The sequence below is a fragment of the Agromyces mediolanus genome, from assembly GCF_014648575.1.
Lineage (GTDB): Bacteria > Actinomycetota > Actinomycetes > Actinomycetales > Microbacteriaceae > Agromyces > Agromyces mediolanus.
The window spans coordinates 58,149-73,235 of record NZ_BMRJ01000003.1; the positions used below are offsets into that span (position 1 = coordinate 58,149).

The 15,087-nt window shown below is 73.7% G+C and carries 18 protein-coding genes; 5 read left to right on the forward strand and 13 right to left on the reverse strand.

Features of this window, described 5'->3' with window-relative positions; translation table 11 throughout:
- Positions 1-156 precede the first annotated feature (156 nt).
- From IEY71_RS14315 to IEY71_RS14330, 4 genes are all read right to left on the reverse strand, one after another.
- On the reverse strand, positions 157-1,830 hold the full coding sequence (locus IEY71_RS14315) for a ribonuclease J (protein WP_189086044.1): 1,674 nt from the start codon (positions 1,828-1,830) through the stop codon (positions 157-159).
- A 72-nt stretch (positions 1,831-1,902) separates the two neighbouring features.
- Positions 1,903-2,877, reverse strand: a complete 975-nt coding sequence (gene dapA / locus IEY71_RS14320; protein WP_189086045.1) for a 4-hydroxy-tetrahydrodipicolinate synthase — start codon at positions 2,875-2,877, stop codon at positions 1,903-1,905.
- A 130-nt stretch (positions 2,878-3,007) separates the two neighbouring features.
- Positions 3,008-3,571 carry a dihydrofolate reductase gene (locus tag IEY71_RS14325; protein ID WP_189086046.1) on the reverse strand — a complete coding sequence of 188 codons (564 nt, stop codon included), beginning with the start codon at positions 3,569-3,571 and terminating at the stop codon, positions 3,008-3,010.
- Entirely contained in the window at positions 3,568-4,377 is an 810-nt protein-coding gene (locus tag IEY71_RS14330) for a thymidylate synthase (RefSeq protein ID WP_189086047.1), read from the reverse strand. Before IEY71_RS14330 ends, IEY71_RS14325 begins: the two co-directional genes overlap by 4 nt.
- Positions 4,378-4,499: 122 nt before the next feature.
- Between IEY71_RS14330 and IEY71_RS14335 the strand changes: the two genes are divergently transcribed.
- The 4 genes from IEY71_RS14335 (at position 4,500) to IEY71_RS14350 (ending at position 6,885) form a co-directional block, all read left to right on the forward strand.
- Entirely contained in the window at positions 4,500-4,955 is a 456-nt protein-coding gene (locus tag IEY71_RS14335) for a TlpA family protein disulfide reductase (protein WP_189086048.1), read from the forward strand.
- Positions 4,942-5,424: a DUF4395 domain-containing protein gene (locus IEY71_RS14340; RefSeq protein ID WP_189086049.1), complete on the forward strand. Its 483-nt coding sequence runs from the start codon at positions 4,942-4,944 to the stop codon at positions 5,422-5,424. The genes IEY71_RS14335 and IEY71_RS14340 overlap by 14 nt, the downstream gene beginning before the upstream one ends.
- 139 nt (positions 5,425-5,563) lie before the next feature.
- The gene (locus IEY71_RS14345; protein WP_189086050.1) at positions 5,564-5,989 is read left to right on the forward strand and encodes an OsmC family peroxiredoxin; all 426 of its coding nucleotides are present in this window, start codon (positions 5,564-5,566) and stop codon (positions 5,987-5,989) included.
- A gap of 2 nt (positions 5,990-5,991) precedes the next feature.
- Positions 5,992-6,885, forward strand: a complete 894-nt coding sequence (locus tag IEY71_RS14350; RefSeq protein ID WP_189086051.1) for a TIGR01777 family oxidoreductase — start codon at positions 5,992-5,994, stop codon at positions 6,883-6,885.
- Between the two features lie 40 nt (positions 6,886-6,925).
- Here the strand turns inward: IEY71_RS14350 and IEY71_RS14355 are convergent, their stop codons facing one another.
- Both IEY71_RS14355 and dapB read right to left on the reverse strand, forming a co-directional pair.
- Positions 6,926-7,360: a hypothetical protein gene (locus tag IEY71_RS14355; RefSeq protein WP_189086052.1), complete on the reverse strand. Its 435-nt coding sequence runs from the start codon at positions 7,358-7,360 to the stop codon at positions 6,926-6,928.
- On the reverse strand, positions 7,357-8,109 hold the full coding sequence (gene dapB / locus IEY71_RS14360) for a 4-hydroxy-tetrahydrodipicolinate reductase (RefSeq protein ID WP_189086053.1): 753 nt from the start codon (positions 8,107-8,109) through the stop codon (positions 7,357-7,359). Before dapB ends, IEY71_RS14355 begins: the two co-directional genes overlap by 4 nt.
- A gap of 66 nt (positions 8,110-8,175) precedes the next feature.
- On the opposite strand from dapB, the gene IEY71_RS14365 reads away from it, so the two are divergent.
- Entirely contained in the window at positions 8,176-8,661 is a 486-nt protein-coding gene (locus tag IEY71_RS14365) for a GNAT family N-acetyltransferase (RefSeq protein WP_189086054.1), read from the forward strand.
- A gap of 45 nt (positions 8,662-8,706) precedes the next feature.
- Here IEY71_RS14365 and IEY71_RS14370 read toward each other — a convergent pair whose 3' ends face one another.
- From IEY71_RS14370 to IEY71_RS14400, 7 genes are all read right to left on the reverse strand, one after another.
- Positions 8,707-9,309: a histidine phosphatase family protein gene (locus IEY71_RS14370; protein WP_189086055.1), complete on the reverse strand. Its 603-nt coding sequence runs from the start codon at positions 9,307-9,309 to the stop codon at positions 8,707-8,709.
- 37 nt (positions 9,310-9,346) lie between these two features.
- Positions 9,347-10,729, reverse strand: coding sequence for a M16 family metallopeptidase (locus IEY71_RS14375; RefSeq protein WP_189086056.1), 1,383 nt, complete (start codon positions 10,727-10,729; stop codon positions 9,347-9,349).
- 60 nt (positions 10,730-10,789) lie between these two features.
- A complete protein-coding gene (locus tag IEY71_RS14380; RefSeq protein ID WP_229781768.1) occupies positions 10,790-11,842 on the reverse strand; it encodes an aldo/keto reductase in 1,053 nt (350 codons plus the stop codon).
- Between the two features lie 74 nt (positions 11,843-11,916).
- On the reverse strand, positions 11,917-12,744 hold the full coding sequence (locus tag IEY71_RS14385) for an HpcH/HpaI aldolase/citrate lyase family protein (RefSeq protein WP_189086057.1): 828 nt from the start codon (positions 12,742-12,744) through the stop codon (positions 11,917-11,919).
- Positions 12,741-13,271 (reverse strand): MaoC family dehydratase, encoded by a 531-nt coding sequence (locus IEY71_RS14390; protein WP_189086058.1) that lies wholly within the window; start codon positions 13,269-13,271, stop codon positions 12,741-12,743. The genes IEY71_RS14385 and IEY71_RS14390 overlap by 4 nt, the downstream gene beginning before the upstream one ends.
- Positions 13,272-13,287: 16 nt before the next feature.
- The gene (locus tag IEY71_RS14395) at positions 13,288-14,454 is read right to left on the reverse strand and encodes an acyl-CoA dehydrogenase family protein (RefSeq protein WP_189086059.1); all 1,167 of its coding nucleotides are present in this window, start codon (positions 14,452-14,454) and stop codon (positions 13,288-13,290) included.
- Positions 14,439-15,087 (reverse strand): acyl-CoA carboxylase biotin carboxyl carrier protein subunit (locus tag IEY71_RS14400; RefSeq protein WP_189086060.1); only part of this gene is annotated, 649 nt, incomplete at its 5' end. The genes IEY71_RS14400 and IEY71_RS14395, both read right to left, overlap by 16 nt.

Here is a 15,087-nt window from a genome sequence, read left to right on the forward strand (position 1 = left end):
CGGGGATGAATCGGGGGAAACCCCGAGCGCCCGGTCGCGGACGCGCCACTTCCGTGTCGCCGGCCCGCCAGCGCCCGGCCCTCGTCCGGGCCGGAACGCAGCGCACCGCCCCGGCCGGAGCCGCGGGCGGTGCGCTGGGCGTCGAAGCGAGGGGCGCTACGCCTCGATCACGAGCGGCACGAGCATGGGGCGCCGACGCAGTCGCCGGTTCACCCAGGTGCCGAGCGTGCGCCGCACGATCTGCTGCAGTCCGTACGCGTCGCGCACGCCGTTCTGCGCGGCATCCGCGAGCGCGCCGACGATCTTCGGCTTCACGTCCTCGAAGACCGCGTCGTCCTCGGCGAAGCCGCGGGCGTGGATCTCGGGGCCGGAGATGACCCGGCCGGTCGCGGCGTCGACGACGACGATGACCGAGATGAAGCCCTCCTCGCCGAGGATGCGGCGGTCCTTCAGGTCGGCGTCGGTGATCTCGCCCACCGTCGAGCCGTCGACGTACACGAAGCCGAGGTCGAGCTGGCCGGCGACGCGCACCTCGCCGTCCTTCAGGTCGAAGACGGTGCCGTTCTCGCCGATGAAGGTGTTGCGCTCCGGGATGCCCGTGTCGCGGGCGAGCTTCGCGTTCGCGACGAGGTGCCGGTACTCGCCGTGGATCGGCAGCACGTTGCGCGGCTTCAGGATGTTGTAGCAGTAGAGCAGCTCGCCGGCGGCGGCGTGGCCCGAGACGTGCACCCGGGCGTTGCCCTTGTGCACGACGTTCGCGCCGAGCTTCGTCAGCCCGTCGATGACGCGGTAGACGGCGTTCTCGTTGCCGGGGATGAGGCTCGAGGCGAGGATGACGGTGTCGCCCGGCTCGATCTCGATCTGGTGGTCGCGGTTCGCCATGCGGCTGAGCACGGCCATCGGCTCGCCCTGCGAGCCGGTCGACATGTAGACGATGCGCTCGTCAGGGATGTCGCCGGCCTTCTTGTAGTCGACGAGCACGCCGTCCGGCACCTTCAGGTAGCCGAGCTCCGCGGCGATGGTCATGTTCCGCACCATGCTGCGGCCGAGGAGCGCGACCCGGCGGCCGTTCGCGTGCGCCGCGTCGAGCACCTGTTGCACGCGGTGCACGTGGCTCGAGAAGCTCGCCACCACGACCTTCTTCGTCGCCCGGGAGATCACCTGGTCGAGGACCGGGCCGATCTCGCGCTCGAGCGGCGTGAAGCCCGGGACATCCGCGTTCGTCGAGTCGACCAGGAACAGGTCGACGCCCTCTTCTCCGAGCCGCGCGAAGTCGCGCAGGTCGGTGAGCCGGCCGTCGAGCGGCAGCTGGTCCATCTTGAAGTCGCCGGTGGCGAGCACGCTGCCCGCGCGGGTCTTGATCGCGACGGCGAGCGCGTCGGGGATCGAGTGGTTCACCGCGACGAACTCGAGGTCGAAGGGGCCGAGCGTCTCGCGCTGCCCCTCGCGCACCGTGAGGCTGTACGGCTGGATGCGGTGCTCCTTGAGCTTCGCCTCGACGAGCGCGAGCGTCAGCGTCGAGCCGATCAGCGGGATGTCCGCGCGGCGCTTCAGGAGGTACGGCACTGCGCCGATGTGGTCCTCGTGGCCGTGCGTCAGCACGACGCCGACGATGTCGCCGAGTCGGTCCTCGAGGAAGCCGAAGTCCGGCAGGATCAGGTCGACGCCGGGCTGGTGCTCCTCCGGGAAGAGCACGCCGCAGTCGACGATCAGGATCTTGCCGTCGATCTCGAAGCTCGTCATGTTCCGGCCGACCTCGCCGAGGCCGCCGATCGGGATCACGCGCAGCGTGCCCGCCTCGAGCGTGGCGGGTGCAAAGACGTCGGGCATAGGCCCTCCTTCGTGTTGATGTTCAGTTGACGGTGCGGGCCGCGCGGCCCAGCGGATGTCTCGGGGCGCCGTTCAGCGCGTGGTTCCGGCGATCTTCGGCAGGGCGCCGCCGGCGGCGGCGTTGCGATCGGGTCGGAAGTTGTGGAAATCGACGCCCGGCACGCCCTGGACGAGGGCGATCTCGTCCTCGATGAGGGCGGCCTCCCACTCCTCGGGCCCGACGAGCGGCAGCCGCACGCGGGGGCTGCCGATGCGGCCGAGGCCGTGCAGGATGTACTTCGCCGCCACGGTGCCGGGCACGTGCGTCATGGTCGCGCGCACGAGCGGCTCGAGGCGCTGGTGCTCGGCCGTCGCCGCGGCGAGGTCGCCCCGGTTCACGGCGTCGACGATGGCCCGGTACGGCGCGGGTGCGATGTTCGCGGTGACGCCGATGAGGCCGGTCGCCCCGATCGCGAGGTGCGGGAGCACGTTCGCGTCGTCGCCGGAGAAGTACATGAGCTCGGTCTGGTTCAGCACCCGGCTGACCTCGCTGAAGTCGCCCTTGGCGTCCTTCACGGCGAGGATGTTCGGGTGCTTCGCGAGCCGCAGGATGGTCTCGTACGTGATCGGCACGCCGGTGCGGCCGGGGATGTCGTAGAGGATGACCGGCAGATCGGTGGCGTCGGCCACCATGCGGAAGTGCGTGAGGATGCCGGCCTGGGTCGGCTTGTTGTAGTACGGCGTGACGATCATGATGCCGTCGGCGCCGGCCTTCTCGCTGTGCTGGTACAGCTCGATGGCATGGGCCGTCTCGTTCGAGCCGCCGCCCGTGATGATCTTCGCCCGACCCGCCGCGACGTCCTTGCCGACCTCGACGAGCCGCAGCTTCTCGGGGTCGGTCAGCGTCGAGGTCTCACCCGTCGTGCCGGTGACGACGATGCCGTCGGCACCGTTCGAGATCACGTCGTCGATGTGCTTCTCGACCCCGGGCCAATCGACTTCGCCGTCCGCCGTCATGGGCGTGACGAGCGCGACGAGCACTTGTCCGAAGGGGTTTTCCTGAGTCACGCCCTCCAGGCTATCGGTTCCGCGCGCCGCGCGACGATCCGTTGCGCCTCGCGGGCTGCGCCGCCGATCCGTTGCGGGGTGGCCACGCGAGTCCGGACGCGCCGCAGAACGGCTCGGCCGGGCGCGCGGCTCAGCGCTCGAGGGTGAGGAAGCGGTAGCGGACGCCGGAGCGGGAGGTGTGCCAGCGCGGCTCGTTCCCGCTCGCGGCCGGCTCGACGGCGGCGACGCGCCACTCGGGGCCGCGCTCGGGCGCGAAGGCGTCGCCCGCGACGTCGAGGTCGAGCTCGGTGACCTCGAGGCGATCTGCGCGCGGCAGGGCCTGCTGGAACAGCTCGCCGCCGCCGATGACCCAGACGCGGAGGGCGTCGCCCGGGGCTTCCGCGCCGTCCACGGCGAGCGCGAGCGCCTCGTCGAGCGAGCCGGCCCGCTGCGCACCGTCGGCGGCCCAGTCGCCCTGCCGCGTCACGACGACGTTCGCCCGGCCGGGCAGGGGCCGGAAGCGCTCGGGCAGCGAGTCCCAGGTCTTGCGGCCCATGACGACCGGCGCGCCGAGCGTCACCGCCTTGAAGTGCGCGAGGTCTTCGGGCACGTGCCAGGGCATGCCGCCGCCGGCGCCGATCACCCCGCCGTGGGCCTCGGCCCAGACGAGCCCGATGCGCACCGCGGGCGCCGTGGCGGCCGAAGCGTCGCTCATACCGCGACCGCGCCGCGGATGGCGGGGTGGTGCTCGTAGCCCTCGACGACGAAGTCGTCGTACTCGTAGTCGAGGATCGACTCGGGCTTCCGCGCGAGACGCAGCGTCGGGGCGGGGTAAGGCTCGCGCTCGAGCTGGGTGCGCACCTGCTCGAGGTGGTTGTCGTAGATGTGGCAGTCGCCGCCCGTCCAGACGAAGTCGCCAGGCTCGAGCCCCGTCTGCTGGGCCACCATGAGGGTGAGCAGCGCGTAGGACGCGATGTTGAACGGGACGCCGAGGAAGAGGTCGGCGCTGCGCTGGTACAGCTGGCAGGACAGCTTGCCGTCGGCGACGTAGAACTGGAACATCGCGTGGCACGGCGCGAGCGCCATGTCGGGGATGTCGGCCGGGTTCCACGCCGAGACGATGAGCCGGCGCGAGTCGGGCGTCTGGCGGATCTGCTCGATCACCTGGGCGATCTGGTCGATGTGCTCGCCGCCGGGCGCCGGCCAGGAGCGCCACTGCACGCCGTACACCGGCCCGAGCTCGCCCTCGGCGTCGGCCCACTCGTCCCAGATGGTGACGCCGTGCTCCTGCAGCCAGCGCACGTTCGAGTCGCCGCGGAGGAACCAGAGCAGCTCGTACGCGATCGATTTGAAGTGCACGCGCTTCGTCGTGATGAGCGGGAAGCCCTGCGCGAGGTCGAAGCGGATCTGCCGGCCGAACACGCTCGTGGTGCCCGTGCCGGTGCGATCGGATTTGTGCGTGCCGTGCTCGAGCGCGTCGCGGAGCAGGTCTTCGTACGGGGTCGGGATCGCAGCTGCCACCCCTCGATGCTAGCCCTGCCCGCCGACGCCGAGGGCGTGCCGCGCTGGGCCGCCGGACGTCACGGCGCGTCACCCGGCGCAACATGCTCGCGGCCCGGATCCCCCGCGCCTAGCATCGCCGCATGCACTGGTCCGCGGCCCTCCTCGTCGCCCTCGCCCTGCTCGGCGCGGCGACGGCGCTCGGCTTCGTGCTGCGCGCGCGCAGCGGGCGAGTGGTCGTCTCCCGCGGCGGCGGGGCGGATGCCTCGACGGCGGCCGCTGCGCTCGGCGTGGAGCCGGCCGCGTTCGGCGAGCGGGCGACCCTGGTGCAGTTCTCCACGGCGCTCTGCAGCCGCTGCCCCGGCACCGCCCGGCAGCTCGGCGCCCTCGCCGCCGGGACCGAGGGCGTCCGGCACCTCGAGATCGACCTCACCGACGAGCCGGCGCTCGCGGCGCGCTTCGCCGTGCTGCAGACGCCGACCACGCTCGTGTACGACGGCGCCGGCCGGCAGCGCGCCCGCATCGGCGGGCCGCCCCGCACCGAGGAGCTCGCCGAGCTGCTCGACTCGCTCACCAGGAGGACCCGTGTCCAGAGCTGAACCCACCGCCATCGACCCCCGCGGGCCGCGATTCAGCGCCGCGATCACCGCGGCGCTGCTCCTCGTCGACGTCGTGCTCGGCCTCGCCGGCGCCGAGCTCGCGGCGTGGCTGCTGCTCGCGGCGCTCGCCCTGCTCTTCGCATGGGGCGCCTTCGCCGGCGTCGCCCGGCATCCGTTCGGGCTGCTCTACCGGCGCCTCGTCCGCCCGCGGCTCGCACCTCCTGCCGAGCTCGAGGACCCGCGACCGCCGACCTTCGCCCAGGGCGTCGGGCTCCTCGTCGCCGGCACGGGCGTCGTGCTCGGCGCGCTCGGCCTCCCGCTCGCCGTGCCGATCGCGGCAGCCGCCGCATTCCTGGCCGCCTTCCTGAACGCCGCGTTCGGTTTCTGCCTCGGCTGCCAGCTGTACCTGCTGCTGATCCGGGCCCGGGTGATCCGTCCGGCCCGTCCCCTCGCCGGTTCGCTTCGCTAGGCTGGTTCCCGGCTCGAAGACGAGCTCCGGCGGGCGGCCGAACGGCGCGCCGGGCACCGGTCCGCGAGGCCGGGCCCGCGACGTGAGACGCCCGACGCACCGAACGAACGCCGGATCCCGGCGCGAAGAGGAGGACCCCATGGCCGTCACGAGCGAATCCACCACCGTCTGGAACGGGAGCCTCGTCGCCGGCTCCGGCAGCGTCCGCCTCGACTCCTCGAAGCTCGCCGAGTTCAAGGTGAACTGGCGCGCCCGCTCGGAGGGTGCCGACGCCACGACGACGCCCGAGGAGCTGCTGGCCGCGGCGCACTCCTCGTGCTTCTCGATGGCGCTCTCGCACGCCCTCTCCGGAGCGGGGCACGAGCCCGAGAGCATCCAGACCACCGCCGCCGTGACCTTCGAGGCCGGCAAGGGCGTGCTCGGCAGCCACCTGCTCGTGAGCGCCCGGGTGCCGGGGCTCAGCGAGGCCGAGTTCCAGAGCTTCGCCGAGGACGCCAAGCAGAACTGCCCGATCTCGCAGGCGCTCGCCGGCATCCCGATCACCATCGAGGCCGAGCTGGCCTGACCGTGCGCGTCCTCGTCGCCGGCGCGTCCGGCTTCCTCGGCACCGCGCTCGTGGCCCGCGCCCGCGCAGCCGGACACGAGGTCGTCCGACTGGTGCGCCACCCGGTGTCCGCCGGCGACGAGTCCGCCTGGGCGCCGGAGCGAGGCGAGGTCGACCTCGCCGAGATCGAGCGCGCCGACGCGGTCGTGAACCTCTCCGGCGCCTCGCTCGCGCGGCTGCCCTGGACCCGCGGCTACCGCGCCGAGATCGTCGCCTCACGGGTCGCGGCGACGCGCACCCTCGTCGAGGCGATGCGGCAGGCGGCATCCCCGCCCGCCGTGCTGCTGAACGCCTCCGCGGTCGGAGCGTACGGCGACCGGCCGGGCGAGACGCTCCCCGAATCGGCCGAGCGCGGCGAGGGCTTCCTCGCCGAGGTGGTCGCCGTGTGGGAGGCGGAGGCCTTGCGCGCCCCCGCGGGCACCCGCACGGTGCTGCTGCGCTCCGGCATCGTCGTCGGCCGCGGCGGGGCGATGCGCCGGATCGCGGGCCTCACCCGGTTCGGGCTGTCCGGGCGGCTCGGCGACGGGCGCCAGCACTGGCCGTGGATCGCGCTCGACGACGAGATCGGGGCGATGCTGCACCTGCTCGACTCCGAGCTCGACGGGCCGGTGAACCTCGTCGGCCCGGCTCCGGCGACGGCCGATCACGTGCTCGCGGCGCTCGCGACGCGAATGCGGCGCCCCTATGTGCTCGCCGTGCCCGCGCCGTTCCTGCGCTTGGGGCTCGGCGTCGCCGCCGACGAGCTGCTGCTCGCCGACCAGGCCGCGGTCCCCGAGCGCCTGCTGGCCGACGGGTACCGCTTCGCCCGCCCCTCGGTCGAGACGGCGCTCGACGCGATGCTCGCCTCGACGCACTGACGCGAGGCCGGACGAAGCGGGAGCGGCGCGCGCGGCCGGCTCAGGCGCGGGAGAGCTCGATCGCCCGGCGCACGGCCTGACGGGCCCGCCGCCGGTCGCCCGCGGCATCGTAGACGAGCCCGAGCCGCAGCCACGCGCGCCAGGATTCGGGCTCGGCCTCGACCGCGAGCCGGAACTCGTCGAAGCGCTCGGTCGCGGCCTGCCGCTCTGGCCGCCCGCTCGGCAGCGTCGGCAGACCGAGCTCGGTGCCGCCCTCCTCGGCGAGCGTCGTCATCAGGGCCTGCGAGCGGGCGCCGAAAAGGACTTCGCGCCAGAGCGCCCAGGCCCCGATCAGCGGCAGCACGAGCAGGGCCACGCCGATCGCGACGGCGATCGGCTCGCCCGTGCCGATGAACTGCACCGCCCGCCAGCCGACGAGCACGAGGTACACGGCGAGCAGCACCGCCATGACGACGGCGCCGATCCGCACGCTCATCGTGCGCCGAGCCCGAGTTCGAGCAGGGCGTCGAGGCCGACGCTGACGCCCTCCGCCTCGGGGGCGCGGCGCAGGGCGAGCAGGATGCCCGCCTCGTAGGAGCTCGACGAGAGCGTGGAGTGGGAGATCTGCAGGGTCTCGCCGTCGCCGCCGAGGAGCACGCGCTGCTCGGCGAGGAGGCCCGTCATGCGCAGGCTGTGCACGGGGATGCCCGCGACGAGCTGCCCGCGGGCCCGCTGGTCGACGTGCGGGGCGGCGACCGGCGGCTCGCCGGCGGCGGCCCGCGCCTCGCCCATGAGCTCGGCGGTGCGCACCGCGGTGCCGGAGGGCGAGTCGACCTTGCCGGCGTGGTGCGCCTCGACGACCTCGATGGAGTCGAAGAAGCGTGCCGCGAGCGCGGCGAAGGCCGTGCCGAGCACACTGCCGATGGAGAAGTTCGGCACGAAGAGCACGGCCCGCGCGCCCTCGGTGTCGCGGACGAGCCGCTCGATGCCGACGATGCGGTCGGCCGACCAGCCGGAGGTGCCGACGACGACGGGGATGCCGCCGCGCACCGCATGCTCGACGATCGCGGCACTCGCGGCGGGGTGGGTGACGTCGAGCACGACGTCGGCGCCGTCGAGGGCGGTCAGCGGCGCGCGGGAGTCGAGCCCGGCGTGCAGCTCGAGGTCGTCGGCGGCCTCGATGAGCCTCGTCGCGAGCTGTCCCATCTTGCCGGTGGCCCCGGCCACCGCGACCCGTATCGTCACCCCGCCAGCCTATCGCGGGGCAGGACGCACCCGGTCGGGCGCTCGCCGCGGCCGTAGGCTGGGGCCATGCTGCAGCACCGAGAGGTCGACGTCGCCGACGCGGACGCGCAGGCCATGCTCACGGCGTACTTCGCCGAGCGGGCCGAGGGCTTCCCGCCCGAGCAGGGCGAGTACCGCCCGACGTTCCCGGATCCGGCGCAGTTCGCCGCACCGGCGGGCGCCTTCCTGCTCGTCGTGGACGAGGACGGGCGCGCGGTCGGCTGCGGCGGGGTGCGCCGCATCCAGCGCTCCCCCGAGCCCGAGCAGCTCATCCGCTTCGAGGTCAAGCACCTCTGGCTCGCCCCGGCGGCGCGAGGCGGCGGCGAGGGGCGGCGCCTCCTCGACGCCCTCGAGGAGCGGGCGCGCGAACTCGGCGCCCAGGAGCTCGTGCTCGACACGAACCGCAGCCTCGAGGCGGCCGGCGGCCTCTACCGCGCGAGCGGCTTCACGCCGATCGAGCCGTACAACGCGAACCCGAACGCGACGGACTGGTTCGGCAAGCGCCTCGGCTGAGGCATCCCGGCGGCCGAGCGCCCGTCGCTCGCGCTCGGCGCCCGTTCAGAGCGCGTAGGGCTCGGGCAGGCCGGTGCGCAGCTCCGGCGGCAGGTGGGACAGGTCGTTGTGCACGACGAGGCTCCACGGCCGCCCGGGCTTCTGCGTGAGCACCGTGAGGCCGCAGTTCGCCTGGTTGATCGACACCCAGCGCCAGTCGGGGGCGCCGAGGACCTCGCGGACGAACCAGGCGATCACGAAGTTGTGCGTGATCAGCAGCTCGTGCCGGTCGTCGCGGTGCGAGCGGAGGAACTCCGCCACGGCATCGGCCATCTGCGCGCTGCCCGCCTCGATCTCGGCGTCGGTGACCGCGCCGAAGAACGGGGCGTACGCCGAGGGCGTCTCCGGGGCCGGGCCGGACGGGATGCAGTCGAACAGCAGCGCCGAGGGCTCGGGCGTCACCGCCGGGAGCTTCGCGGCGACGATCTCGGCCGTCTCCGCCGCGCGCTGCAGCGGCGAGTGCCAGGCGGCGTCGAAGGGGATGCCGCCGAGCCGCTCGGCGAGCAGTTCCGCCTGACGGCGGCCCCTCGGCGAAAGCGGTCCGTCCGGCATGCCGTGCTCGGCGTCGAGCTGCTCGCCATGGCGTACGAGGTAGAGGTGGTGTGCCACGAGGTTTCGATTCCCTGTCGTCGATCGGATGCCGCGCTCAGGCGACGCTGGTCGCGGAGACGGCCTCGGCCGCTCCGCTGAGGGCGGCCTCGTCGGTCGCGCCGACGGCGACGACCGAGTAGGGCCGGGAGACGAGGTCGGCTGCGAGCGCCCGCACGTCGTCGGCGGTGACGAGTGCGATGCGCCGGAGCGCCTCATCGAGATCCTGGAATTCGCCGAGCGTGAGCTCGGCGCGGCCGAGACGCGACATGCGCGTGTCGGAGTCTTCGAGGGCGAGCGCCGAGGCGCCGCCGAGCTGTCCCGCCGCGCGGGCGAGCTCCTCGGGCGTGACGCCGTGCTCGGCGAGTCGCTCGAGTTCGCTGCGCAGCAGCTCGACGACGGTGCCGGCCTTCTGCGGCGCGCAGCCGGCGTACATGCCGAAGAGCCCGGCGTCGGAGTACGCGGGGGCGAAGGAGTACACCGAGTAGGCGAGCCCGCGGCGCTCGCGGACCTCCTGGAAGAGGCGGGAGCTCATGCCGGAGCCGAAGATCGCGTTCAGCACACTCATCGCCGGGCGGCGCTCGTCCGAGGCGACGAGGCCGGGGACGCCGACGAGTAGGTTCACCTGCTCGATCGGGCGCTCCACGACGGTGAGCTCGGGTCCGCGCTCGAGCGGTGCGGGCTCCGCCGTCCGGCGCTCGACCGGAGTGCCCGGCTCGTCCATGCGCCAGCCGGCATCCGACAGTGCGCGCTCGAGCGCGCGGATGAGCTCGTCGTGATCGACCGCGCCGGCGACCGTCACGACGAGGTCCTGGGGGCGGTAGTTCGCGCGGTAGTGCTCCCAGACGGCGTCGCGCGTCGCCGCGCGGATGGTCTCGGGCGTGCCGCCGATCGGGCGGCCGAGCGGGTGCTCGCCGAGCACCGCGGAGAAGAAGCGCTCGCCGGCGACGTCGGCCGGGTCGTCGCCGGCCATCGCGAGCTCCTCGAGGATGACGCCGCGTTCGGTCTCGAATTCGCCGGCGTCGAGGAGGGAGGAGGTGAACATGTCGGCGAGGACTTCGACCGCCATCGGCAGATCGCGGTCCTGCACCTTGGCGTAGTAGCAGGTGTGCTCCTTCGCCGTGAGCGCGTTGTGCTCGCCGCCGACCGCGTCGAAGGAGACCGCGATGTCGAGCGCGCTGCGCCCGGCGGTGCCCTTGAAGAGCAGGTGCTCGAGGAAGTGCGTCGAGCCGTACGTGGCCGGATGCCCCGCCCCGGTCGGCTGTTCGTCGCGCGAGCCGACCGCGACCCAGAAGCCGATCGTCGCGCTGCGGGCGCCCGGCACCTGCTCGCTCAGGACCCGCACGCCGGAGGGGAGGACGCTGCGCCGGACGAGCGATTCCCCGGCCGCCCGGAAGGAGAGCTCGGCCAGGCCGAGCGGGAGGTCGACAGCGCCGTTCATCCCGAACAGCCTAAGCCACGTCCCCCGGAGGTGGGTCGCCCCCGTCCGGGCGACCGCGGTTCAGGCCGAGGCGCGGTCGAGCTCGACGAGCTCGGAGCGCTGCAGCTGCACGGATCCGGCTGCGAGGAGCGCGTCGACCTGCTCGGGGCGCGAGACGCCCGCGACCGGCGCGGCGACCGTCGGGCGCGACTGCAGCCAGGCCACGGCGATCGTCGCGGGCGTGACGCCGTGCTCCGCGGCGATGTCGTCGAGCACCGCGAGCACGCGGTGCCCGCGGCGGCCGAGGTGGCGCGCCAGGCGCGCACCGCGCGCGTCGTGGCGGAGATCGGTGCGACGGCGCACCCCGCCGCCGAGGAAGCCGCCCGCGAGCGCGAAGTACGGCAGGACGGCGAGGCCCTGGGCGTGCGCGACGAGCTCGGGTGCCCCCTCGAACCCCCGCCGGTCCATCAGGTTGTACGCGGTCGTCACGGTCTGGAAGCGGGGCAGGCCGTTGGCGGCGAGCACCCGTGCCTCGATGAGCCGCTCCGGCGAGAAGTCCGAGGCGCCGATGGAGCGCACCTTGCCCGCCGTGATCAACCGGTCGACGGCGCCGAGGCTCTCCTCCAGCGGCACCTCCGCGTCTTCGCCGTGGAAGAACAGCACGTCGATGCGCTCGACCCGGAGCCGCTCGAGCGAGGCGTCGACCGCGCCCTGGAGCGAACGCGGCGACAGCCCGCGGTGCTCGGGGTGCCGGCCGGCCTTCGTCATGACGGTCATTCGGTCGCGGAGGCCGCGGTCGGCGAGCCACGCGCCGATGATCTGCTCACTGCGCCCGGAGGCGTAGGCGTCGGCCGTGTCGATGAGCTCGCCGCCGAGACCGGCGAAGCGGTCGAGGACCGCGAAGGATGCCTCGTGCGAGAGCGTCCAGCCGAAGACGCTGCCGCCGAGGGCGAGCGGGTGCACCGCGATGCCGGTGTCGCCGAGGGCGGCCTTGCGCGGGACGCGGATGGGGCCGGAGACGGGGTTCGACTCGACCAGGACGTCGGTGGGCTCGTCGATGACCTCGGCGTCGAACTCGAGCTCGACCGCCTCGCGCTCGCGCTGCGCGTCTCTCGTCATCGTGTGGCGTGCCACCGCTCCTCCTCCCCAGGATCGCTTCCGAGCGTACGGGGCAGGGATACCACCGGCCGTGAATGGCGGCCGAAGCGTTACCGAATCGTTGGCGAACCGCCAGCGCGGCGGACGACCGCCTCGGCCTGCCGCAGCAGCGGGGCGTCCACCATGCGCCCCTCGTGCGCGAAGACGCCGCCCTCGCCCGCGGCGGCGGCGAGCACGGCGCGGGCCTGCGCAAGGGCATCCGGATCCGGCCGGTACGCCGCCCGCACGAGCTCCACCTGGCGCGGGTGCACGCAGGCGGTCGCCTCGAAGCCGAGCGCGACCGCGTCCTCGGCCTCGGCCCGCAGCCCGGCCTCGTCGTCGAGGTCGAGGTGGACCGCGTCGATCGCCGCGACGCCGTGCGCGGCCGCCGCGAGGCGCACCTGGGACCTGGCGTGCCTCGCGACGTCGCGATAGCGCCCGTCGGGGAAGCGGCTGGCGGTTCCGCCGAGCGAGGCGACGAGGTCCTCCGCGCCCCACATCAGCGCGATCACCGGGGCGAGCGCCGCCAGCTCCGCGGCGGCGAGCACGCCGCGCGCGGTCTCGCACAGCGCGATCACCTCGAGGTCGCCGAGCTCGACGAGATCGGCGGTGCCCTCGCACTTCGCGAGCATGACCGTGCGGTACTCGGTGCCGCCGAGGGCTTCGAGATCGGCCTCGAGCTCGCCGCTCGCCGCCGGGTTGAGCCGCACGATCACCCGCTCCGGGTCGAGCGGGTGCTCGACGAGCGCCCGGCGCGCGGCCGGCTTCGCCGGGGCGGCGACCGCGTCTTCCAGATCGAGGATGACCGCGTCCGCGCGTTCGAGCGCCTTCTCGTAGCGGTCGGGACGGTCGGCCGGGCAGAACAGCAGCGCGGGGCCGAAGCGGAATCCGCCGCTCACGATCGCGCCCCGCCCGCCGCGGCCCGCTCCCCCGCCTCACGGGTCCAGACGAGCATGCTGCGCGTGCAGCGCGCCACGACGACGCCGTCCTGGTTGCGCGAGGTGTGGCGAAGCGTGACCACGCCCTCGCCCGGCCGCGACGACGACAGCCGTTTGCCCTCGACCACGCTCTCACCCGAGAGCGTGTCGCCCACGAACACCGGCGCCGGGAACGCGATCTCGCCGAAGCCGAGGTTGGCGACGAGGGTGCCGAGCGTGAGCTGCGCGACCGACTGGCCCACGAGCGTGGACAGGGTGAACATCGAGTTCACGAGCACCCGGCCGAACGGCTGCGTCTCGGCGAACGCCCGGTCGAGGTGCAGCGGCTGCGGGTTCATCGTCAGCGTCGTGAACAGCACGTTGTCGGCATCGGTCACCGTGCGACCCGGCCGGTGCACGTAGCGCACGCCCTCCTCGAACTCCTCGAACCAGAGGCCCCGCTGCACGATCTCGCGCAGCGCGGGCGTCTCGGCGGCGGCATCCGTCATGGCGACCTCCTCGCGCTCAGGCGACGAGCCCGAGCTCCCTCGTGATGATCATCAACTGCACCTCGGTGGTGCCCTCGCCGATCTCGAGGATCTTCGAGTCGCGGTAGTGGCGGGCGACGGGGTTCTCGTTCATGAAGCCGTAGCCGCCGAAGATCTGCGTCGCGTCCCTGGCATTGTCCATCGCCGCCTCCCCGCACACCATCTTCGCGATCGAGGCCTCCATCTTGAAGGGCAGCCCCGCGTCCATCTTGCGCGCGGCGTCGTGCCACGCCAGCCGCGCCTGGTGCACCCGGGCCTGCATCTTGGCGATCTTGAAGGCGATGTGCTGGTTGCGCCCGATCTCGTGCCCGAACACCACGCGGCTCTTCGCATAGCGCAGCGCCTCCTCGAGGCATCCCTGCGCCGCGCCCGTCGCGAGCGCCGCGAAGGCGATGCGCCCCTCGTCGAGCCGCTGCAGGAAGTTCGCGTAGCCCCGGCCCCGCTCGCCGAGCAGGTTCGCGGCCGGCACCCGCACGTCGCGGAGGGTCAGCGGGTGGGTGTCGCTCGTGTGCCAGCCGACCTTGTCGTAGCCCTCCTCGACGGTGAAGCCCGGCGTGCCGTTCGGCACGATGATGCAGCTGAGCTCCTTCTTCACCGTGCCGTCGGGGAGCTCCCGCTCGCCGGTGACCGCGGTGATGGTGACGAGCTTCGTGATGGGCGTGCCGGAGTTCGTGATGAACTGCTTCGAGCCGTTGATCACCCAGTCGTCGCCGTCGAGCACGGCGGTCGTCTGCGTGGCGCCGGCGTCGGATCCGGCGCCCGCCTCGGTCAGGCCGAATCCGGCGAGCGCGCGCCCGGCGATGAGATCGGGCAGGAACTCCGCGTGCTGCTCGGGGGTGCCGTTGCGGTAGATGGGCATGACGCCGAGCCCGACGCCCGCCTCGAGGGTCACGCCGATGGACTGGTCCACCCGGCCGAGGGCCTCCACCGCGAGGCAGAGCTGGAAGTAACTCTTGCCGAGGCCGCCGACCGACTCGGGGAACGGCAGCGCGAACAGCCCGAGCTCGCCCATCTGCGCGATGATCTCGAGCGGCAGCCGGCGCTTCGTGTCGTACTCGTACGCGGCGGGCGCGACGATGGTGTCGGCGAAGTCCTTCACCCGGTCGAAGAGCGCCTGTTCCTCGTCGCTCAGCTGGTAGTCCACTGCGGTGCTCCTTGCTCGTGGGTCGTGGCCTCGTGGGCCGAGGGCTCGGCGGCGCCGGGGTCGGCGCGGCCGGGGTCGGGGGCGGGATCGGCGGCGGCGTCGGCGGCGGCGGCGTCGGCGGCGTGCGGTTCGACCGCGGCGACCGCCTGCTCGCGGGAGACCTGCGCGCCGACCGCGACGGAGACCCGCGCGACGCCGGCGAATGGCGCGACGACGCGGTGCTCCATCTTCATCGCCTCGATGGCGAGGATCGCGGCGCCCGCTTCGACGGCGTCGCCGTCGCGCACGAGCACGGCCGTGACGGTGCCCGGCATGGGCGCCCGGAGCACGGGGTCGGCCGCTCCCCCGCGCTCGGCGGCGGCGAGACGGCGCTCGAGCGCCGTGCGGCGGTCGACGGGGACGATGCGCTGGGCACGGCCGTCTGCGTGCACCCAGATCGCCCCGTCGGGGCCGCGCACGGCGACGACGTCCGGCTCCGCGCGGGCGGCGGATGCCTCGCCGGCCTGAGCGGGCTCGGAGGCGCGCCAGCCGCGCTCGCGCTGCCAGGCGTGCGCGTCAGGACCGGCGGCGGCGCGCGCCTCGTCCTCCGCGAGCGCGGTCGCCACGGCGCGCTCCGCCGCGCTCGGCGGGGCC